Raw genomic sequence first — 19453 nt, forward strand, 5'->3', positions numbered from 1 at the left:
AAAGTTACTGCGGAAACCAGGAAGAGAAGCGCTCAAACACGCTGTCAAAGCGACGCTGTGATATCAACAAAGTGCTACACAAGAGCGTTGTTCGAAGTCGCCCTCGATCGCAAACACGTCCTCGGCCTCGAGGCCGTCCGCGGTCTCGGAGAAATCCGTGGAACTGAATCCCGATCCGGCTGTCTCCCCATCGACATGATTCGGACCATCCGACGGGTCGCCTTCGGGGTCGATCGAACTCCAGTCATCTGATATCTCGTCCATATCAATAAAATTCGAGAAGTGGCGCAACAGGTCGAAAATATATTCATTCCCTTGCCGAATGTAATTCTTCTCCCGACCTGCGAGATAGTCAAGCGCCACATCTATCGAGGCAGATCGAACGTCATTCACTGGTGCTCCGTTGTCGATCTGCCGGAACGCCTCTGCGCGGATCTCTCCCCAAACCGTCCGTGCGAGTGATCCGTTAGACGGAGACGATGGCTCTACCCAGTCATTGGTCTCACTGAGAAACCCGTGCTGTAGCGACTCGACCGACTCGAGCGACTGGTAGATAGACCAGTGCAGATTGGACCTGGTTATCTCGTCTACGTCCTCCTCGCTGTAGCCGCTCGAGAAGAGCGAATCAACGGTATCGTACAGCATCGCGGCCGGGGATAGCTGCCGCGCAGAGAGGGCGGCCGCCCTGTCGGTCGCGCCGATCGTGCCCGCCCCCGCCGTCGCGATCGCCGCGCCGGTCGCCGCCGACGCCTGGAGGAACCCGCGCCGATCGAGCGAGCAGCCGGGCTCGACCTCGTGGGCCGTGGGCTGTGGGCTGTCTGCCGACATTTAGAACGCACCTCCGAGAACCACGAGCAGCGAGAGAGCGAGCGCGAAGGCCGTCGTCATGATTCCGACCGCTTCGAAAAGCTCGTGCGTTGCGTCGCGCAGCGGGAGCCGTCGGAGTAACTGAAAGTCGTTGCCACCGTCCGAACTGAAAACGTTGAAATCCATTGTCTGAAGCTCTGAACCGCTTACTTGTACGCGATAACGTAGAACGCCGCCCCGTTCAGGAACACCGTGAACCAGCCGACGTACCACATGCTTTCGAGCGTCACCGTCACGGCCGGAACGAGCGCACCGAGCACGTTCAGGATGACCGCCAGTAACACGACAACCGTTTCCACATCCGTCCAGTCTTCCGGCGTTGACTCGTTCGTGAGCCACGCGACGGTCAGAATTCCGATCGAGAGCATGAACGCCCAGGTGAACTCGGTTCCGTGCGCCGAGTAGATCGGATCCGTCAGCGCGAAGTTCAACGGCTCCGAGAACTCGAGGGTGCCGACCGCGCCGATCGAGAACGACGCGAGCACGAACAACGGCGCGAGAATGCTGTCTGTCAGGTCGATACCGTCTTCCTGACGAATTGAGTCAGGAACGTACTGCTGCGGTAGGCTGAGTGCCATACGACGCCCGGTTTCCCCGATGTGACAAAATCCTCAGGGAAACCACCGCAAAACCTTGGGAGAATATAGGTTCACCAAGTTTTATGAGAAGTGGGGTTGCCCGCCGAGTATGGCGCTGAACAAACTTCGGCAACTGGACAGCGACTCAATCGGTATTACGCTCCCCAAGGACGATATGCGGGTTGAAGGGCTAATTGATGAGAACGGCGAACTCGACGGTAGCTATCACATTCATATACGGCACGTTGGAGAAGGAGAGTGGACTCTTGAGCTTGTTGATGAGATAGCTATCTGACCAGAAACAACAGTTGAAACACAGGGTGCGAAAGGCTATAAAATAAAACTTCTACAGACTGTTAGTCGTCGTAATCGTATTCTTCCACGATAGCGTAGTTATCGAGTCCGAGTTCGTCTAACTCGTCGTCGCCCTCGCCTTCGTTCGGCTCGCTTCCACTGTAGGCAACTACCTCAATAGAGTTATTATAAGCATCTGAATGGTTGAATTCGTACGTTTCACCAGTCGTAGTTAGGATGCCTTCGTCGTCATCCTCTCCAACGATAGTAGATCCATTCCAAACAAAGACACCATCCGCATCAGTAGTACCCTGCATTTCTACCTCGAGGTAGTCGCCGCTCTGATCCTCGCCCATTGCAGCCTGTGGATCAGGGTCATCTGGACCCATGTCCAGCACGAATGCCGCGATCACTGCCGCCAGAATGACGGTGATTGCGACCATCAGGATGATCCCGATGACGGGCGATACTGCTCGTTCGTCCTCGCTGCCAACCAGCTTGTTTCTGTATTTGGTTAGATCCATGGTTGTGGTTCGTTCCGTGAACGCACCCGTGAACGGTGAGAAGACTTATTCCGGGGACCATGGTAGTCGCCCGTGGCGCTCGAGGGGGATTGGACTGTTCCTCGGCNTGAACGGTGAGAAGACTTATTCCGGGGACCATGGTAGTCGCCCGTGGCGCTCGAGGGGGATTGGACTGTTCCTCGGCGTCATCTTCTCAACGTCGTCCGGTGCTGATTGCAACCAGTGGAGTACTGGTATATATAATTATCCGATAGTATGAGATACTGGTAGTTTGTGATGTTAGAAAGGCTTTCAAACGTGATAATCAAGGGCGTGCTGTGAGGTTACAGCGCCGCCTTGAGACGCCGCCGTCTTGCGATTTTGTGTTTTCGGCCCAATCACGATAGACTTTTTAGTAGAGTTGGTTGACATTCTGTATGGAGTGGGACGCACCGGTCCTCGAGGCTCGCGATCTCGCGCGCACCTACGACGGCGGTGCGTACAGTGACTCGTGGGCCGCCGTGCTCGACTTCCAGGCTGTTCTTCGCTACGCCAACACGCATCCGAACAAGGGATCGCACGCGATCTCGAGCGCGCTCGAGATTCCCCGTGGTCGCGTGCGAAGTTGGGTCGGGTACGACAGCAAACCGGACGCCGTGCACGGCATCGAAGTCGCCCGCGAGTACGGCTGGCTCGAAGCGACCCCGCGCGACGACACGTTCCAGGCGCTGAACGCACTCGTTGCGAACGTCTTCTCCGGTGGCTCGATCTCGACGCGGTCATTCGCCCCATCGTTCGCACTGAACCATCGCGAGCACCGCTCTCACGTTCTCGAGACGATCGACGCTACCGGGATCGACTACGAGTTCGCCCACGAAGACGATGACTCGAGGGCGACCGAGGTTCGGCCGACGGCCGACGGAACTGTTCTCGGACGAACGCTCGTCGCGCTCGGTGCGCCGGTCGGTCCGAAGGCGGAACTCGAGCGTCTCTCGCTCCCGTGGTATCTCGACGAGGCGCCGTTCGAGGTTCGCGAGATGTTCGTGTTGGCGTACCTCGCGAATCGGGGAATCCATCACGCAGGGAAGGATACGATCCAAATTCGGGAGGAACGCCCGCAGCGATATCGAGACGAGCTAGCATCCTTTATCGAAGACATCGCGAAAGAACCAGTCACGTCCACCGAGCACGGGATCACGATCTCGGCGGACGCTGCTCGCTCGCTCGGACTTCAGCCACGATATCGGAACCCGAAGACGTCGTTCGAGTGAGAACGATCTACTGTTCCAGGTCGTCCGCGTCGAGTTCGCCCTGGAGGTACGCACGACCTCGGTCGGTGATCTGGTAGAGACCGCGGTCCTCGTCGTAGTACTCAACGAGCCCACCCTGTAGTAACGCGCGGAGTCGCCGCCTCACGTGCGATATTTTGTAGTCGATATTCGCCTCGACTGTGGCCGGGTTCGCGACGAGTGGCTGATTCCCTTCGTTCAGAAGAAACTCGAGAATCGCGTCGTCGGCTCGCGTCATCCAGTCCACCCGTGGCCGTCGCATTCGCTCGTCATGACACAGAACATCGTGTTAGAAGGATCGGTACGATGGTATTTGTGTATTGTTTGGCCCCTCATAGTGCATTGTTTGATGCACTAGTTTGAAGTGGCCCCCGTGAGTGGGTGAGCGCAACGGAAGCCAGACGGACCCGCCGGTACCCGGTCGGGTCCTCGTCAGAAACGCGGACCCGGTGTTAGGGGCACCGGCCCGCCTGGTTTCCGTACCAAAGCTACGGAAACATGTACTCGCGCGACCGCGCGGGGGAAAAGTCCCCCGATCGACTGCATCTGCCGGGCGTCGGCCCACGGCCCACGCTCACCGGAAAGGGCTTCGGAAATCACCGTTTCCGACAGTATCGCTCTCGAGAGACGATCAACGACCCGTTTGCTGCTTATCGGAAAATCGGAAATTCCCCTCAGAGAACTAAGAGGGATGGGTCGAATCGTGATAACCAGCCGACGGACAGCAACCGCACGCGCCCCCGCTCCTACACAGTGGCGCGCGCGGTTCGTCCGCGGTCCCACTACTGTGAGACCATGCACGCAATCGAACGCAGCCACGGTAAACGTACCGGATACTGTAACGACACCGATACGCGCCCGCTCGAGGTGGATCGATGACCGACGAGTTCCACGCTTTCGAGCGCCAGGCCGACGCGATGGAACGACAGGCCGCCGCCCTCGAGGCGATCGCGACGGAACTGCGCTACCAGAACGCGGCGCTCGTCGAGACGATCGACACGATCGACCAGCTGGCCGAACACGTCGACGACCACCACGTTTCCGAAACCGAGCCGCGGTCGCGATCGGGCACCGCGCTCCAGACGGCGATCGCCGATCGGCTCTTCGAACGCGACGACTGCGAGGATGGGCCGATGAGCGCGCTTCGTCGCGCGGAACACTGGCAGGAGCGTGATGGACAATGAGCCTGTTCGGCACCTGCGAAGACTGCAGCGAGTCGGCAAACCTCCGGTACAAGCCGGATATGTCCCACGACGCGCAGGCTCGCCCCTCGATCTGCAACCGCTGTCGCATTCGGCGCGAGGAACGGATGCTCGAGCAGGTCCAGGAGGAACGGCCTGTTCCGCCGCACGTCCCGTCGGTCCCGGAGGAGCGTGGTGACGGTGAGTGAGGATCTGCAACCGCTCACGCCGTCCGAGGGCGTCGATATGTTTCTCGAGCACCGGAAGCCGAGCGTCCGCGAGTCTTCGATGCAGAACGCACGGCACCGACTCTCGGTGTTCCTCGAGTGGTGTGAGGAAGCGGAGATCGACAACCTGAACGATCTGACCGGACGCGAGCTATCGTTGTTCGTCAGCTGGCGTCGAGGCGACGTTGCCCCGATCACGTTGCAAAAGCAGCTGAGTAGCGTTCGGATGGCCCTGCGTTGGTGGGCCGATATCGAGGCCGTCGAGGATGGGCTCGCGGAGAAACTTCACGCGCCCGAGCTGCCGGACGGCGCCGAATCCCGCGAGGTGTTCCTCGAGGCCGACCGCGCGAAGCAGGCGCTTCGGTACTTCGACCGCCACCACTACGCCAGCCGCGATCACGCGCTTCTCGCGTTGATCTGGCGAACCGGGATGCGCCGCGGTGCAGTGCGCGCACTCGACGTCGGGGATCTCGACGAAGATGAACAGGCGATTCGCGTCGAGCACCGACCTGACACCGAAACTCCGCTGAAGAACGGTGACAGCGGGAGTCGGTGGGTCTACCTCGGTCCGCGGTGGTTCCAGGTCCTCGACGATTACGTCACCAATCCCGACCGGAAGACCGTTGTCGACGAGCACGGTCGCCGACCGCTGTTCACGACGCGACAGGGAACGCGACCGACCGGCCACTCGATCTACAAGTGGATCATTCGCGCGTTGCACCCGTGTACGTACGCGGAGTGCCCGCACGATCGGACGCCGTCCGACTGCGAAGCACGGGGCGGAAACTCGAGTCCGTCGCGATGCCCGTCTGCGCGATCGCCGCACGCGGTCCGTCGCGGAGCGATCACGAACCACCTGAACGAGGAAACCGCCCCTGAGACGGTTAGCGAACGGATGGACGTCTCGCTCGAGGTGCTGTACGAGCACTACGACGCGAGAACTGAACGAGAGAAGATGACGGTCCGACGCCAGGACGTTCCGGAGTAAAAATCACGACCCATGATTTGCAAAACTACACGACGAAACGGGATTCGACCATCCCGACGAGTCCATAATTCTTCGCCGCGAACAAACTCGCGAGCGGCACGAATTATCGTCGAAGTCGGAATTTGAAGCCCTGGAAATCGCAGCGTGAGCGAAGCGAGCGATCGTCTTCCTTCGGTTCAAATCCCGATGAGTCCACTTCTCTTTGCTCTCTCACTCACTCCAGGTAGTGGACCCGCCGTAGTCACACTCGCTTCGCTCGCGTGACCCCCCGGCGAGTCACGAGCTCGTGCCGAGAGTCCGTCCGTGAGCGTCACAACCCTCTCGCCGGGACACGAGGACCTCGAGTGGGACTGCTCGAGCACGACGGCTCCCAGTTTTCGTACCTTTCGGATTGCCTCACGGTTGTCAGTTAGCGGACCGATCGCCGTCGAGCCAGTCGACGAGCCGGTCGACGACGACGTCGGCGACGGTCTCGGCGATACGGTCGGGCGAGTCGGTCAGGTCCCAGACGTACTCGCCGTTGCGGGTGACGGTCACCCACTCGACGTAGTCGCCGCGATCGAGCTCGAGGAGGAGTTCTTCGAAGACGCGTTCGTCGAGTCGGCAGTCGAGAAGCGTCTCGACGCGGCGAGCGAGCTGTGACGTCGTCGCCAGAACCCGCTCGTCGGTCGTCTGTACCGGGCTGGACTGAATGGAGGGGGTGGGCGGCCGATTAGCCATTGTCGATCGGTTGGAAGTGGAGTACTATTAACGCTGGTGGTAGTCACGGCTCGAATAGTGTACTCGCGATGGGCACAGTCAAACAGAACTGGTTCCTACCGAGTCGTCCGTTTCCCCTCGTCTCACTTTAGTTGCGTAAATCACAGATGGCTCGCTCTCTACCATTGTTACACCGTTCATAAAGTTCTGTTAGCTGCGTTACTAGATGTATAAATAACCGTAATTATTATTTATAGTAACTGTGTAGCAATATCTCATGCGGTATGTGACATACGTTCTCACGCCTGAACGGGGGTACTTCGATCCGGGGGAACAACTCCTTCGCGACCACGGCGTAACGCTCCAGACGATTCAGGATCTCGACTATCTGACCGACGGAACGATCGTGACGCGACGCGAGATCCGGGGCGACCGCGACGCGATCACGCGCGCACTCGAGCACCCCGATGCGAACATCCTCGAGTACTCCCTGTCGGACGTCAACGGGAGTACGGTCCTGCAGATGCAGTACGAGGCCACCGATCTCACGCAGGACGTCCTCGAAATCCACCAGCGCCACGCGGTGTTGCCGGATTATCCCATGGAGTACACCGGACCGGACAACAACCAGCTTCGTATCTCACAGATCGGCAGCGAGTCCGAGTTACAGTCGCTGATCGCCGAGACGCGACGGATCGTCGACGTGGAGATCGAACGCCTGGGCCGGTACAATCCGGCCGACGGCGAGCGATTACTCGATCTGACTGACCGCCAGCGGGAGGTACTGTCCGTCGCGATCGAGGAAGGATACTATCAGGAGCCACGCGAGGTGACCTATCAGGACATCGCCGACCGTCTCGAGTGCTCGGCCGGAACGGTCGGCCAACACCTCCGCCGTATCGAATCGCGATTGATGTCAACGGTCGCTACCGGGGGACCGACCGACGACACGAGAGCGACGGGCGACGATTTGACGTCGGGGACGGAGCCGAAACCTCACTCGAGTCGCTGAGCCGAAGCCGACGACGGCATCGGTGCCCGCGGTTACTCACACGCGGTGAGCGTCGCCCCCGAATCGTTAGGTGCTGGCCGTCGTTGTCGGTCGTATGACAACCGTCTACGCGGCGCTTCGAGACCGCCTCCTCGTGTACACGAACGACGACGATGCGGCGGACGGCACCGACGCGGATACGTCCGGCCGGACGGCGACCCGCCTCGAGGGCCACGACCTCGAGTGTGTCGCCGCGTCGCCCGACCGTCCCGAGCGCGTCTTCGTCGGCACCTTCGAGGACGGGCTGTTTCGGACGCGTCACGCTGAATCGGAGCCGACCGACTGCGAGTTCGAACGTCTCGAGACCGACTTCGTCAGCGACGCCGTGACGGCGCTCGCGATCAGCCCGCACGATCCGGACGTGGTCTACGCCGGCACCGAACCGAGCCGCGTCTACCGCTCGACCGACGGCGGCGACTCCTGGACAAAGCTTTCGGGGCTGACCGACCTGCCCTCCGCCGACGAGTGGTCGTTCCCGCCGCGGCCCCACACCCACCACGTCCGCTGGCTCGAGGTCGACCCGTTCGACCGCGAGCGCCTCTACGTCGGCGTCGAAGCCGGCGCGTTCGTGCTGAGCACCGACGGCGGCGAGAGCTGGACGGGGCGCCCGGAGGGATCGCGACGGGACAATCACACGCTGGCGGTCCACCCGGACCGAGAGGGGCGCGTCTACACCGCTGCGGGCGACGGCTACGCGGTGAGCGACGACGGCGGCGAGAGCTGGTCTCATCCGCAGAACGGCCTCGAGCACACCTACTGCTGGGGGCTCGCCGTCGACCCCGGCGATCCCGACTCGGTCATCGTCTCGAGTGCGAGCGGCGCCTCGACGGCCCACACGGCCGAGCGAGCGGAGTCGTACGTCTACCGTCGCGCGGGCGACGAACCGTGGGACCGACTCGAGAATCGGGGGCTGCCGACCGGCGAGGGCGTCGTCCGTGCCGTCTTCGATACGACCGGCGAGGACGGGGTCGTCTACGCCGTGACCAACCGCGGCCTGTACGCGAGCGAGGATTTCGGTGACTCGTGGACGGAACTCGACGTCTATTGGGAGTCGGGACTCGAGACGCAGGCGCCACGCGGCGTAGTTGTGCTCGCCAAATGAGTGGGACCTGGCAGACGGTTGTTACCTGATCTCCGCTACGGCGACGGATGCATCGACCCGAAGCACCGTTCAGCGGTGCCCGCTTCGAAATCCTTTTAGGCGCTACACGGGGATAGTACTGTAACTGAGTGATATCATGGACGTCGACATCGTTTCCGAAACGGAGAATCCCATGTTGCATCGCACGGACGTGACCTTCGAACTGTCCCACGAGGACGCGACGCCCGAACGGCTGCAGGTTCGGGACAGTCTCGCGGCCAAACTGAACAAGGACGCCGACGAGGTCGTCATCCGCAAACTCGACACCAAGTTCGGCATGCGCAAGACCGTCGGCGAGGCCAAGGTCTACGAGACCGCGGACTACGCCCGCGAGGTCGAGCAGGACCACATGCTCGAGCGCAACAAGATCGGCGCCGACGAGGCCGACGCGGAAGCCGAAGCGGAGGAGGCATAAGATGGCACGACACGAACTCTACAACGACGACGGCACCACGGAGCGCGAACAGTGTCCCCGCTGTGGCGACTCCTTCCTCGCCGACCACGGCGACCGCACCCACTGCGGCAAGTGCGGCTACACCGAGTGGGAGTAACGACACCCCAAGCGTAGCGCGGGCGCTCGAACGCACCCCCGAGACCGCGACGCGAGCGACCAACCGGTCGTCCGTGAGCCGGTTCACGGGCGACTATCCGCTCGCTCGAGGCGTTCGAGCGTACGACTGAACTACCGACGACACGTGAGTTCTACCACCCGAATCCTCGGAATCGAAGGCACCGCCTGGGCGGCGAGCGCGGCGGTGTACGATTCCGGTACCGACGACGTCTTCATCGAGAGCGACGCCTACGAACCCGACAGCGGCGGCATTCACCCCCGCGAAGCCGCCGAACACATGCACGAGGCAATTCCGACCGTCGTCAAGACCGCCCTCGAGCACGCCCGCGAGACGTACGCTGGGCCGGCCGACGAGCCGCCGGTGGATGCGGTAGCCTTCTCGCAGGGGCCCGGTCTCGGGCCCTGTCTGCGCATCGTCGGGACGGCTGCACGCGCGTTGAGCCAGTCGCTTTCGGTCCCGCTGGTCGGCGTCAACCACATGGTCGCCCACCTCGAGATCGGGCGCCACACCGCCGACTTCGACTCCCCCGTGTGTCTCAACGCCAGCGGGGCCAACGCCCATCTGCTCGCCTACCGCAACGGACGCTACCGCGTGCTCGGCGAGACCATGGACACCGGCGTCGGCAACGCCATCGACAAGTTCACCCGCCACGTCGGCTGGTCACACCCCGGCGGGCCGAAAGTCGAGGCAGCCGCGAAAGACGGCGCGTACGTCGACCTTCCATACGTCGTCAAGGGGATGGACTTCTCGTTTTCGGGGATTATGAGCGCCGCCAAGCAGCGCTACGACGGCGTCTCCGCGAGCCAAGCGAGCGACAGTGGAGACCCGGCGGACGAGCACGGCGAATCCGACGGTTCGGTGTCGCTCGAGGACGTTTGCTTTTCCCTGCAGGAGAACATCTTCGGAATGCTCACCGAGGTCGCCGAGCGCGCGCTCTCGCTAACCGGCAGCGACGAACTCGTGCTGGGCGGCGGCGTCGGCCAGAACGCCCGCCTGCGCGAGATGCTCGAGACGATGTGTACGCAGCGCGGTGCCGACTTCCACGCCCCCGAGCCACGATTCCTGCGCGATAACGCCGGCATGATCGCCGTCCTGGGTGCGAAGATGTACGACGCCGGCGACACGATCGCCGTCGAAGACTCTCGCGTCGACCCGAACTACCGGCCGGATCAGGTCGACGTAACGTGGCGGACGGACGAACCCGACCTCGAGCTCGGTCGCGAGGAGGGGACGGTCCAGGGCGCCGAAGCGCTCGTCGACCTCGAGCCCGAGGCCGGCCGCGTCAGGAAACGCCGCGCGTCGAAGCAGTACCGGCATCCGTCGCTCGACGAGCGACTTCGACGCGAGCGGACGACGCTCGAGGCCCGTCTCACGAGTCTCGCGCGCCGCGAGGGCGTGCCGACGCCGGTGCTCGTCGACGTCGACCGACGGGAGGCGCAGCTGGTCTTCGAGTACGTCGGCGATCGAGACCTCCGAGACGCGCTGACCGTCGAGCGCGTCCGCGACGTCGGCCGTCATCTCGCGCGACTTCACCTGGCGGGGTTCGTTCACGGCGATCCGACGACGCGAAACGTCCGCGTGGGACCGACGCGGACGTACCTCATCGACTTCGGCCTCGGCTATCACACCGACCACGTCGAGGACTACGCGATGGACGTTCACGTCTTCGATCAGAGCCTCGTCGGCACCGCCGCCGACCCCGAACCGCTGCGCGAAGCGCTGCGCGAAGGCTACCGCGAGGTCGGCGAGAAACGCGTCCTCGAGCGCCTGCGCGACGTCGAGGGCCGGGGACGGTACGTCGAGTAGACGACCGGCGTGTCGGCTGTTAGTTCTCAGTCACTCGTCGAGACGTCGTCCGTCTCCGACGGCGCGTCGGGTTCGGTTGCCGTCGTATCGAGACCGAACAGGAAGTTACCACCGCAGAAGCCGGTCGCGACGTTCTGGAGAAGGCCGGCTCCTGCGATCGCAGCGATCACCGCTCGCTGGTACGCTCGTTGCTGGATCGCTGCTGCAGCGACCACGAGCAACCAGATCCCAAGTACGCCACGGACGATACGATCGATTCCGCCAACGTTTCGTTGCATACGGTCGCTGACGGACGGCGACGGCAAAAAGCTGTGTGATTCCGAACAGGTGGCGTCGAATCGTCTCGACACACCACTGCCCCAGTACCGGTAGGCACTGCCGATATCGCCTCCCTGCTGTGGCGACGATGGCCCAATACTCATATCAGGGGAGGACGTACGTCCGCTCATGGCAGACAAACCGACATCCGGTGAGATTCTGGGAGTCCCGTACAACTTCGAACGACCGAGCTTCGGACGAATGCTCTCGTCGTACTGGCAGCCCGGCGAAGGGATGCTCGTCGAGAAGCCCTTCGGCGTCGGCTACACCCTGAACCTCGCCAACTGGCGCTCGTGGATCGTCGTCCTCGTCGCCGGCGCGCTCCTCTGGCACCAGGAACAGAGCTCCTCGAGCCAGGAGCAAGCCGAGGAGGACGAACCGGTCGAGGTTATCGTCGACGACGACGAGAAGTAAGTCCCGGCCGTACGGACAGAATCCGTTTTCCGCGCCGCCCGTTTCAACGCCGATAGCGCCTCGCTCGAGCGTGCAATCCATCGGCGAACTGGATCGAACTCGCTATTTCGTAATGGAACGACGGATTGCACCGCTACCAGACCGACGTGTGGCGACACGTGTCCGCGGTGTCGCGGGCGGTGAACCGACGGCTATATTCGCCCGGAACCCACCGCCTCGAGTAGCGTATGGCTATTCGATTCGTCACGAGCAACGAGGGGAAGGTCCGCGAGGCCCGGGAGTACCTCGCCGATATCGAACCCATCGAGCAGATCAACTACGACTACACTGAGGTTCAAAGCGACTCGCTCGAGGAGATCGCCACTCACGGCGCCCGCGAGACGTTCGAGGCGCTGAGCAGCGACGAGCCGGTGATCGTCGACGACACCGGGCTGTTCATCGATTCTCTCGAGGGGTTCCCGGGGCCGTACTCAGCGTACGTCGAGGACACCGTCGGCGTCGAACGCGTCTGGCGGCTCACAAGCGAGGAGAAGAACAAGCGTGCCCGCTTCCGCACCGTCCTCGCCTACGCCGACGAGACCGGCACCGAGACGTTCGAGGGGTCGGTCGCCGGCACCCTCGTGGCTCCTCGCGGCGAGGGCGGGTTCGGTTACGATCCCATCTTCGAGTACAACGGCGAGACGCTGGCCGAGATGGACACCGAGGCGAAAAACGCGATCTCCCACCGCGGTCGCGCGCTCGCCGAGTTCGCGGAGTGGTACGGCGAGCGGACCGACGACTGACTGCGGTGGGGTCGGGCTACGCCCGCGGATCCCGATCCGGTCCCGGATACGCACCGCCCTCGACGGCTTCGTACAGGCTCTCGGGGTCGAACAGTCGGGCGAACGCGTCCGGCGGACGAACGCTCACGGAGACCCGCGACTGCAGGGAGAGCCCCGCTTCCGCGGAACCGAGTCCCTCGTCGTAGGACAACAGGTGTGCCGCCCGTCCGCGATAGGCCGAGGCCAGCGCCGGGTGGTCGCCCTCGGGATGGTCGACCGCGACGCGTTCCGCCTCCAATCGCTCGCGGTGGGCGGCCGCGAGTTCGGCGTCGGCGAGCGTCGCGACCAGGCGCTCGGTCCGCTCGAGCAGCGGGTCGCTCGCAACGAGTTCGACCCAGGAGTGGCGTCGAACGTGGTCGAGCGCCTCGCGTGCGTCCTCGCCGACGAGAAGGTCGGCGGCGAGGACCGGCGGATCAGCGACGACGCGTGCGGGATTCGGACGCTCAGGCATCGTTCTCCGCGCCGGTTTCAGCCGGTTCGTCCGCCTCGAGTGTGGCGGTCGTTTCTCGGACGTCCTCGAGTGCGACGTCGTGCTCGCTCGCTCGTTCGAAAAGTACACCCCAACTCGATGTCATCGGTTGTTCTTCGGCGACCGGACGCAAAAGCGGTCCGTCTCTCGCTCGGGTCGAAGTTTGATATAGCAAAGTGAAATTCAATAGTTAAATACACTCTCGAAAACGGGCTGCTCCGTTCGCCCGGAAGCGACCAGCACTGCGAACGGACGCCGTGACCCCTTCGATCGGCTTACGCGCGCCGGGAGAGCATCCAGAAGGCGATCGTGCCGAGTACGAACGCGACTCCGACGTTGACCGCGAGCCCGACCGCGCCGACGCCGAGGACCACCGCGAGCGATCGACGGTCGGAGACGGGGTCGAACGCCGCCCGCGCCAGTTCGATCGAGACCACGACGAGCAAGACGCCGAGGAGGGCCATGGGGAACGCGGCCAGCAACGCGCCGGTGGCCACGAGCGCGAGCGCGAGGTAGCCGACGCCGAGGATGACGTTTGCACCCCCGGTTCGAGCGCCGAAGGCGTACTTCCCCGCGAGCCCGCCGCTGCCGTGACACATCGGGACGCCGCCGATCGGCACCGCCGTGAGACAGGTCGCACCCATACTCGTCGAAAGCGTATCCGGTGAGACGTCCCGATCGTAGAGATCGCCACAGAGCAAGGCGGTCGCGATCGCCGCGTTGCCGACCGTCATCCCTAGCTGGGCGACGGTCCCCTCGAGGGCGGCACCAGAGAACGTCGGCGTCCCCGCGGGAAAGAGCGCCAGTTCGGGCACGCGCGGCGCGGGAATGCCGGCCGTCGCGACGGCCGCCAGTCCGCCGAGCGCAAGGACGACGAGCACGCTGGCCTGTCGGTAGCCGACGGCGGCGAGAAGCCCGACGACGGCAAGTCCGGCGACGGCGACCGACGCGTTACCGGCCGAGAGCCCGATCGCGGCCTCGAGCAACAGCAACGCGACGGCGAACTGGATGCCGCGGATCACGGGTTCGCCGACGATCCGCTGGAGTCGGCCGACGAGCCCTAACGCGCCGACCGCGAGCAAGACGCCGCCGGCGAGGAGGCCGGCCGCGGCGAGTTCGGGATAGGAGAGCGAGCCGACGATCGCCAGCCCGATTAGGGCCTTCATCGGCTCGACCGACAGCGGCATCCCGTAGTAGAGCCCCCAGACGATCTGAAAGACGCCGAATCCGAGCAGAACGTGAGGGAGGGAAACGCTGGTCGTCGCCGCCAGCGCGACGAGCAACGGCACTACCGTAACCGAATCACCTAGCGCACCCGTCAGTTCCGACGCCGAGAGCTCGAACTCGTGTTCGCTCGCATACGGCGGTGAATACGCCATCTACGGTCACTTTCGTGCTCAGATGCTTCACTGTTTCCGGTAATCAGTATTGGTTCCTCTCTCCGTCACGTGTAGGGTCGTCCGGTTACGAAATCGCCCGGTGGCGTTCGTGGGGGCTGCGAGACGAATCTCCAGCCGGGCGCTCGAGCGTCGTCCGTTTCGCTTCGTCTCGTTACGCTGCTGGTCGTCTCCCGCCTCTCGAGGGCGATGTTCGATCGTCTCTTGTCTCCCTCTTGCTTCCATCATAAACCACAAATCGGTATATCGAACCGGCCTTGCCGAGGTCGAGCAGGATCACTACCGCTAAGCCCCTTCGTTCGGAGGTAGCGACCGTGAGCGACCTCGGCAAGATCGATCGACAGTTCTTCGAGCGCCACGTCGCGCCGAACCTCGGCGCCGACCGCGACGACGTCGCCGTCGGCCCGCGCCACGGCGTCGATTTCGGCGTGCTCGATATCGGCGGGCAGGCACTGGTGACGGCGACCGACCCCGTCTCGATCATGCCCCAGCTCGGCCTCGAGCGCGCCGCCAGATTCGCCCTCGACCTCGTGTTGGCGGACGTGGCCGTCAGCGGTATCGCCCCGTCGCATCTCTCGATTTGCTTTACGCTGCCCGAGACGATGAGCGACGACGAGTTCGCGACCGTCTGGGAGACGATCCACGAGGAGTGTGCCGACCTCGGCGTGGCCGTCGTGACGGGGCATACGGCCCGCTATTCCGACCCTTCCCACCCCTGGGTCGGCGCCGCGACCGCGATGGCAGTCGGCGACCACGCGGACATCGTTCGCCCGGACGGCGCGCGACCGGGAGATCGGCTGCTCCTCACGACGGGGCCGGCCGTCGAATCGGTCGGCCTCCTGAGCACGCTCTTCGACGACCACCTCGAGTTGCCCGCCGACACCGTCTCGAGCGCCCAGGATCGACTCGAGGAAGTCTACTGCGTCCGGGACGCGCTGACCGCGGCCGCGGCGGGGCCCGTAACGGCGATGCACGACGTGACCGAAGGCGGGCTGGCGGGCGGGCTGAACGAGATGGCCGACGGGGCCGGCGTCCGGTTCTCGATCGACCGAGACGCCGTTCCGATGCGCCCCGGCGTGCAGGAAGTGTGTGACCACCTCGGGATCGATCCCTGGGCGATGACCAGCAGCGGCTCGCTGTTGCTCGCGGTCGATCCGGCGGGATCTGCGGACGTGATCTCGGCGCTCGAGGACCGCGACACCGTCGTCGCGGACATCGGCCGCGTCGAGGCTCTCGATGGCGGGACTAGCGACGACGGCGAGGTACTCGTCGACGGCGAACGACTCGAGCACCCGGACGTCGACCCCTCGTGGGCGGCCTACGCCGAACTGGCGGCGACGAGAGAGCGGCGATCCTGATCGGGAGAGTGGCTACGATTTTCGGAGGTACTGCAACACGCCGGCCACGTCTCCTTCGAGGCCCATGCCCTTCCACTCCGGGCGGAGTTGGTCGGCGATTGCCCCCGGGTCGTCGGTCGTCTCGGCGGCGTGTTCGACGGCATCGACCCACTCGGGAAGCATGGTTTCGTAGGTCTCGAGCCTGGTTGGCGCATCGGTCGCTACCCCGAAGTGCGGATAACAGTTTACGGCTGGCTCGAGCGAGCGAAGCTCGCGGACGGTTTCGACGGCGTCTTCGAGGTCGAAGCTCGGCGGCTGGGTCGTCGGACGGATCTCACCGTCGAACAGCATCCCGGCGGCGTCGGCGGCAAACAGCACGTCGGTTGTCTCATCGAACAGACAGGCCTGATGGGGTGCGTGGCCGGGCGCGTCGACGACCTCGAGAGTCCGGTCGCCGAGGTCGATCGCGTCACCGCCGGCGATCGAACGGGTACGATCGGCGGGGACGACCTCCGGGTCGCCGTACGGTTCCGGCATCCCGATCGCGTCCTCGACGCTCGCTTTCAGCTTCTCGAGGAGCGCCGGATCGGTAAGGAAATCGATACCGCGCTCGTGGCAGTGGACGGTAGCGTTCGGACAGGCCGCCGCCAGTTCGCCGGTTCCGCCGGCGTGATCGAGGTGGACGTGCGTCGGGATCAGATGGGCGAGCTCGTCGCGTTCGATGTCGAGTTTCTCGAGTGCCGCGAGAACGGCGTCGGGCGTCGTGTCGGCCGTTCCGGTGTCGACCAGCGCCGGCTTCGGCGTATCGAGGACGTACACTGCGAGTTGGCCGGGTTCGCCGAACAGACGGCCGTCGACGCGATAGATCGATTCGGTGCCGGGGACGCGTTCGACGTCAGGATCGCGCTCAGTCACGGCTCTACAGTCGGACCGTGACGTCTTGAATCCCCGTCGAAACTGACTCGGCGCCGGAATCAGCGATTCGGAGACCAGAAGACTGATTCGGTAACTGACTGGTATACTGTCGGACCATTACCGCTTAGTATAACCGGTCTATACGTTCTCGCATGAGAACGCCAGCACCCAACGTGCGCCCGGTTGGACTGACGATCGCGGGCAGCGACTCCGGTGGCGGCGCCGGCATTCAGGCTGACCTCGCGACGATGGCCGCCCACGGCGTCTTCGGCACGTCGGCGATCACCGCCGTCACCGCCCAGCACACTCGCGGCGTCGAGTCCTCCCACGTCCTTCCGCTCGAGGAGATTCGCGCACAGATCGACGCCGTCACCGGCGACTTCGACGTCGGCGCGGCGAAGACGGGTATGCTCGCGACGACCGAAATCGTACAGACGGTCGCTGACTACGCGCGGGAGTTCGACTTCCCGCTGGTCGTCGATCCCGTGATGGTCGCCACGTCGGGCGACCGACTGCTCGAACCCGAGGCCGAACGGGCCTACGAGGATCTGCTCGGCGCGGCGACACTGGCGACGCCGAACGCCGACGAGGTCGAAGTGTTGACCGACGTGACGGTCACGGACGAGGCGACCGCCCGCGAAGCCGGCGAAGCGATCCTCGAGACGGGCGTCGACGCCGTCCTCGTCAAGGGCGGCCACGTCCCCGGCGAGCGGGTTCGGGACACGCTCGTCACGTCGGAGACCGTCCGCACGTTCGAACATCCGCGCGTCGATACCGACGCGACCCACGGCTCGGGCTGTACGCTGGCCGCGGCGATCACGGCTCGCCTCGCGGCGGGTGAGCACCTCGAGTCGGCCGTCGAGGGAGCGATCGACTTCCTCGCCCACGCGATCCGGTATCACTACGACGTCGGCGAAGGCCCCGGCGCGGTCAACCACTTCGTCGACCTCCGGGACGACGCCAGCCGAGAGCCGACCGCGGAGGCGGTTCAGGCGGTCGTCGACCGACTCGTCGACGCCGACGTTTCCGCACTCGTCCCCGAGGTGGGGATGAACGTCGTCGGTGCGACCCCGTCGGCCGAGTCCGTCGCCGACGCGGCCGCCGTCGAGGGCCGAATCACGCGGACGCTCTCCGGGATCAATCCTAACCGCGGCGTCCGCTTCGGTACCTCGAGCAGCGTCGCACCGATCCTCCTCGCGGCCCGCGAGTCCCACCCGACGCTGCGTTTCGCCGCGAACTGTCGGTTCGACGCCGACGTCGAGGCCGCACTCGACTCTCTCGAGCGGGACGTTCTCGAGGTCGACGCGGGCGCTGTCGACGATATCGCGAGTGGGTCGAGCCTCGAGACGCCCAGCACCGACGACGGGACCGAACCGCGAACCACGGTATCGTCGCTCGCCGACCGCGAGGTGCCGCCGGCGGCCCTCCTCGACCGCGGCGACGTCGGCCGCGAGGCGACGGTGACGGTACTCGCGACCGATCCCGAGACGCTGGCTGAGCGGCTGCTCGCGCTGGACAGCGAGGTGGACCGATGACGGCGAGTGCGTCGGCCCTCGACGTTGGGCTGATCCTCCCCCAGTACGGCACCGACGTAGAGACCGTTCGCGAGACCGCCCTCGAGGCCGAGTCGCGGGGCTACCACGCCGTCTGGCTCGAGGACCACTTCCAGTCGTGGATCGGCGACCCGCGCCGCGGCGCTCACGAGCCCTGGACGACGCTCGCCGCCCTCGCGGAGGCCACCGAACGAATTCGCCTCGGCACGCTCGTCACGAGCCAGTCCTACCGTCACCCCGCCGTGCTCGCGAAGATGGCTGCGCAGGTAGACCGGCTCAGCGACGGCCGACTCGAGCTCGGCCTCGGCGCGGGCTGGTACGCCGAGGAGTACGACCGCTTCGGCTACGAGTTCCGAGAACCGCCCGCCGAACGCCTCCGCCGGCTCGCGGAGACGGTCGAAATCCTGCAGGGACTGTGGACGAACGAGCGCTACACGCACGCGGGCGAACACCTCGACGTCGACCTCGAGGACGCCTTCTGTGCACCCGAGCCGGTACAGGATCCGCATCCGCCGATCTGGATCGGCGGCGGCGGCGAACAGTTCACGCTGCGCTACGCCGCCGACCTCGCCGACGGCTGGAACTACGGCACGCTCGAGCCGGCGGGCTTTGCGGACAAACTCGCGGTGCTGCGCGAACACTGCGAGAGCGACGAGCGGTACGAAGCGATCACGAAGTCCGCCGAACTGTTCGTCTTCGTCGACGAGACGACCGACGGGGCGGAACGAAAGCGCGAGCGATTCCGCGAGGAGTTCCTCCCCGACGAGCCCGCGGAGCCGCGGGAGTTCTTCCTCGCGGGCTACCTCGAGTCGGCGCCGACGGGGACGCCCGACGAAATCCGCGACCGGCTCGACGACTACGCCGACGTCGGCATCGAGACGGTCATGCTCTCGGTTCCGAACGCGGTCGACGACGGCGACGAGAGTCTGGCACTACTCGCCGACGAACTGGTCGCGTAGCGGGGCGGCTCGGATCGAGGTTCTTCCGTCTGGATAGTGAGCAGAGATCGGTCTCGGTGTCGGCTGTTTTGTTA

At 64.3% G+C, this 19453-nt stretch carries 26 protein-coding genes; 15 read left to right on the forward strand and 11 right to left on the reverse strand.

Annotated elements, in window-relative coordinates; genetic code table 11:
* Positions 1 to 63: 63 nt before the first annotated feature.
* Genes C493_RS15295 through C493_RS15300 form a run of 3 tightly spaced genes read right to left on the reverse strand, consistent with a single transcriptional unit; the run spans position 64 to position 1445 of the window.
* Positions 64 to 828 carry a twin-arginine translocation signal domain-containing protein gene (locus tag C493_RS15295; RefSeq protein ID WP_007260372.1) on the reverse strand — a complete coding sequence of 255 codons (765 nt, stop codon included), beginning with the start codon at positions 826 to 828 and terminating at the stop codon, positions 64 to 66.
* On the reverse strand, positions 829 to 993 hold the full coding sequence (locus C493_RS23120; RefSeq protein WP_161606909.1) for a hypothetical protein: 165 nt from the start codon (positions 991 to 993) through the stop codon (positions 829 to 831). It abuts the gene before it with no gap.
* A 20-nt stretch (positions 994 to 1013) separates the two neighbouring features.
* A complete protein-coding gene (locus tag C493_RS15300) occupies positions 1014 to 1445 on the reverse strand; it encodes a hypothetical protein (RefSeq protein WP_007260373.1) in 432 nt (143 codons plus the stop codon).
* Positions 1446 to 1554: 109 nt separating this feature from the next.
* Here C493_RS15300 and C493_RS15305 point away from each other — a divergent pair, with 109 nt between their 5' ends.
* A complete protein-coding gene (locus C493_RS15305; RefSeq protein WP_007260374.1) occupies positions 1555 to 1740 on the forward strand; it encodes a hypothetical protein in 186 nt (61 codons plus the stop codon).
* A 61-nt stretch (positions 1741 to 1801) separates the two neighbouring features.
* On the opposite strand, the gene C493_RS15310 is transcribed toward C493_RS15305, so the two are convergent.
* Positions 1802 to 2263 (reverse strand): type IV pilin, encoded by a 462-nt coding sequence (locus C493_RS15310; protein ID WP_007260375.1) that lies wholly within the window; start codon positions 2261 to 2263, stop codon positions 1802 to 1804.
* Between the two features lie 416 nt (positions 2264 to 2679).
* Here C493_RS15310 and C493_RS15315 point away from each other — a divergent pair, with 416 nt between their 5' ends.
* Positions 2680 to 3513, forward strand: coding sequence for a hypothetical protein (locus C493_RS15315; protein ID WP_007260376.1), 834 nt, complete (start codon positions 2680 to 2682; stop codon positions 3511 to 3513).
* Between the two features lie 7 nt (positions 3514 to 3520).
* Here C493_RS15315 and C493_RS15320 read toward each other — a convergent pair whose 3' ends face one another.
* Positions 3521 to 3793, reverse strand: coding sequence for a hypothetical protein (locus C493_RS15320; protein ID WP_083912428.1), 273 nt, complete (start codon positions 3791 to 3793; stop codon positions 3521 to 3523).
* Between the two features lie 613 nt (positions 3794 to 4406).
* Here C493_RS15320 and C493_RS15325 point away from each other — a divergent pair.
* From C493_RS15325 to C493_RS15335, 3 genes are read left to right on the forward strand one after another with little or no spacing between them, the layout of a single operon-like run.
* Complete coding sequence (locus tag C493_RS15325; RefSeq protein WP_007260378.1) at positions 4407 to 4715, forward strand: hypothetical protein; 309 nt, start codon at positions 4407 to 4409, stop codon at positions 4713 to 4715.
* Entirely contained in the window at positions 4712 to 4921 is a 210-nt protein-coding gene (locus tag C493_RS15330; protein WP_007260379.1) for a hypothetical protein, read from the forward strand. The genes C493_RS15325 and C493_RS15330 overlap by 4 nt, the downstream gene beginning before the upstream one ends.
* The gene (locus C493_RS15335) at positions 4914 to 5927 is read left to right on the forward strand and encodes a tyrosine-type recombinase/integrase (protein ID WP_049889415.1); all 1014 of its coding nucleotides are present in this window, start codon (positions 4914 to 4916) and stop codon (positions 5925 to 5927) included. The genes C493_RS15330 and C493_RS15335 overlap by 8 nt, the downstream gene beginning before the upstream one ends.
* Positions 5928 to 6332: 405 nt before the next feature.
* On the opposite strand, the gene C493_RS15340 is transcribed toward C493_RS15335, so the two are convergent.
* Complete coding sequence (locus tag C493_RS15340) at positions 6333 to 6647, reverse strand: hypothetical protein (protein WP_007260381.1); 315 nt, start codon at positions 6645 to 6647, stop codon at positions 6333 to 6335.
* A 256-nt stretch (positions 6648 to 6903) separates the two neighbouring features.
* Here C493_RS15340 and C493_RS15345 point away from each other — a divergent pair, with 256 nt between their 5' ends.
* From C493_RS15345 to C493_RS15365, 5 genes are all read left to right on the forward strand, one after another.
* Positions 6904 to 7638 carry a helix-turn-helix domain-containing protein gene (locus C493_RS15345; RefSeq protein WP_007260382.1) on the forward strand — a complete coding sequence of 245 codons (735 nt, stop codon included), beginning with the start codon at positions 6904 to 6906 and terminating at the stop codon, positions 7636 to 7638.
* A gap of 94 nt (positions 7639 to 7732) precedes the next feature.
* Positions 7733 to 8779: a WD40/YVTN/BNR-like repeat-containing protein gene (locus tag C493_RS15350; protein ID WP_007260383.1), complete on the forward strand. Its 1047-nt coding sequence runs from the start codon at positions 7733 to 7735 to the stop codon at positions 8777 to 8779.
* Positions 8780 to 8915: 136 nt separating this feature from the next.
* Entirely contained in the window at positions 8916 to 9233 is a 318-nt protein-coding gene (locus C493_RS15355) for a 30S ribosomal protein S24e (RefSeq protein WP_007260384.1), read from the forward strand.
* A gap of 1 nt (position 9234) precedes the next feature.
* Positions 9235 to 9369 carry a 30S ribosomal protein S27ae gene (locus C493_RS15360; protein WP_007260385.1) on the forward strand — a complete coding sequence of 45 codons (135 nt, stop codon included), beginning with the start codon at positions 9235 to 9237 and terminating at the stop codon, positions 9367 to 9369.
* Between the two features lie 144 nt (positions 9370 to 9513).
* Positions 9514 to 11196: a bifunctional N(6)-L-threonylcarbamoyladenine synthase/serine/threonine protein kinase gene (locus C493_RS15365; RefSeq protein WP_007260386.1), complete on the forward strand. Its 1683-nt coding sequence runs from the start codon at positions 9514 to 9516 to the stop codon at positions 11194 to 11196.
* A gap of 26 nt (positions 11197 to 11222) precedes the next feature.
* On the opposite strand, the gene C493_RS15370 is transcribed toward C493_RS15365, so the two are convergent.
* Complete coding sequence (locus tag C493_RS15370) at positions 11223 to 11474, reverse strand: YgaP family membrane protein (protein WP_007260387.1); 252 nt, start codon at positions 11472 to 11474, stop codon at positions 11223 to 11225.
* Positions 11475 to 11643: 169 nt separating this feature from the next.
* Here C493_RS15370 and C493_RS15375 point away from each other — a divergent pair, with 169 nt between their 5' ends.
* Positions 11644 to 11928 (forward strand): DUF5808 domain-containing protein, encoded by a 285-nt coding sequence (locus tag C493_RS15375; RefSeq protein ID WP_007260388.1) that lies wholly within the window; start codon positions 11644 to 11646, stop codon positions 11926 to 11928.
* Between the two features lie 227 nt (positions 11929 to 12155).
* A complete protein-coding gene (locus tag C493_RS15380) occupies positions 12156 to 12710 on the forward strand; it encodes an XTP/dITP diphosphatase (protein ID WP_007260389.1) in 555 nt (184 codons plus the stop codon).
* Between the two features lie 16 nt (positions 12711 to 12726).
* On the opposite strand, the gene C493_RS15385 is transcribed toward C493_RS15380, so the two are convergent.
* The 3 genes from C493_RS15385 to C493_RS15390 all read right to left on the reverse strand — a co-directional run bounded on the left by C493_RS15385 (position 12727) and on the right by C493_RS15390 (position 14597).
* Positions 12727 to 13200 carry a DUF7384 family protein gene (locus tag C493_RS15385; protein WP_007260390.1) on the reverse strand — a complete coding sequence of 158 codons (474 nt, stop codon included), beginning with the start codon at positions 13198 to 13200 and terminating at the stop codon, positions 12727 to 12729.
* Positions 13193 to 13324 carry a hypothetical protein gene (locus C493_RS24070; RefSeq protein WP_275039837.1) on the reverse strand — a complete coding sequence of 44 codons (132 nt, stop codon included), beginning with the start codon at positions 13322 to 13324 and terminating at the stop codon, positions 13193 to 13195. The genes C493_RS15385 and C493_RS24070 overlap by 8 nt, the downstream gene beginning before the upstream one ends.
* A 169-nt stretch (positions 13325 to 13493) precedes the next feature.
* Positions 13494 to 14597, reverse strand: a complete 1104-nt coding sequence (locus C493_RS15390) for a putative sulfate/molybdate transporter (RefSeq protein WP_007260391.1) — start codon at positions 14595 to 14597, stop codon at positions 13494 to 13496.
* Positions 14598 to 14929: 332 nt separating this feature from the next.
* On the opposite strand from C493_RS15390, the gene C493_RS15395 reads away from it, so the two are divergent.
* Positions 14930 to 15973, forward strand: coding sequence for an AIR synthase family protein (locus C493_RS15395; protein WP_007260392.1), 1044 nt, complete (start codon positions 14930 to 14932; stop codon positions 15971 to 15973).
* 12 nt (positions 15974 to 15985) lie between these two features.
* Here the strand turns inward: C493_RS15395 and C493_RS15400 are convergent, their stop codons facing one another.
* Positions 15986 to 16867: an MBL fold metallo-hydrolase gene (locus C493_RS15400; RefSeq protein WP_007260393.1), complete on the reverse strand. Its 882-nt coding sequence runs from the start codon at positions 16865 to 16867 to the stop codon at positions 15986 to 15988.
* 152 nt (positions 16868 to 17019) lie between these two features.
* On the opposite strand from C493_RS15400, the gene thiD reads away from it, so the two are divergent.
* Complete coding sequence (thiD, locus tag C493_RS15405) at positions 17020 to 18402, forward strand: bifunctional hydroxymethylpyrimidine kinase/phosphomethylpyrimidine kinase (RefSeq protein WP_049889403.1); 1383 nt, start codon at positions 17020 to 17022, stop codon at positions 18400 to 18402.
* Complete coding sequence (locus C493_RS15410) at positions 18399 to 19379, forward strand: TIGR03560 family F420-dependent LLM class oxidoreductase (protein ID WP_007260395.1); 981 nt, start codon at positions 18399 to 18401, stop codon at positions 19377 to 19379. The genes thiD and C493_RS15410 overlap by 4 nt, the downstream gene beginning before the upstream one ends.
* Positions 19380 to 19453: the final 74 nt, after the last annotated feature.

Origin of the sequence: Natronolimnohabitans innermongolicus JCM 12255 (assembly GCF_000337215.1) — an archaeon.
Lineage (GTDB): Archaea > Halobacteriota > Halobacteria > Halobacteriales > Natrialbaceae > Natronolimnohabitans > Natronolimnohabitans innermongolicus.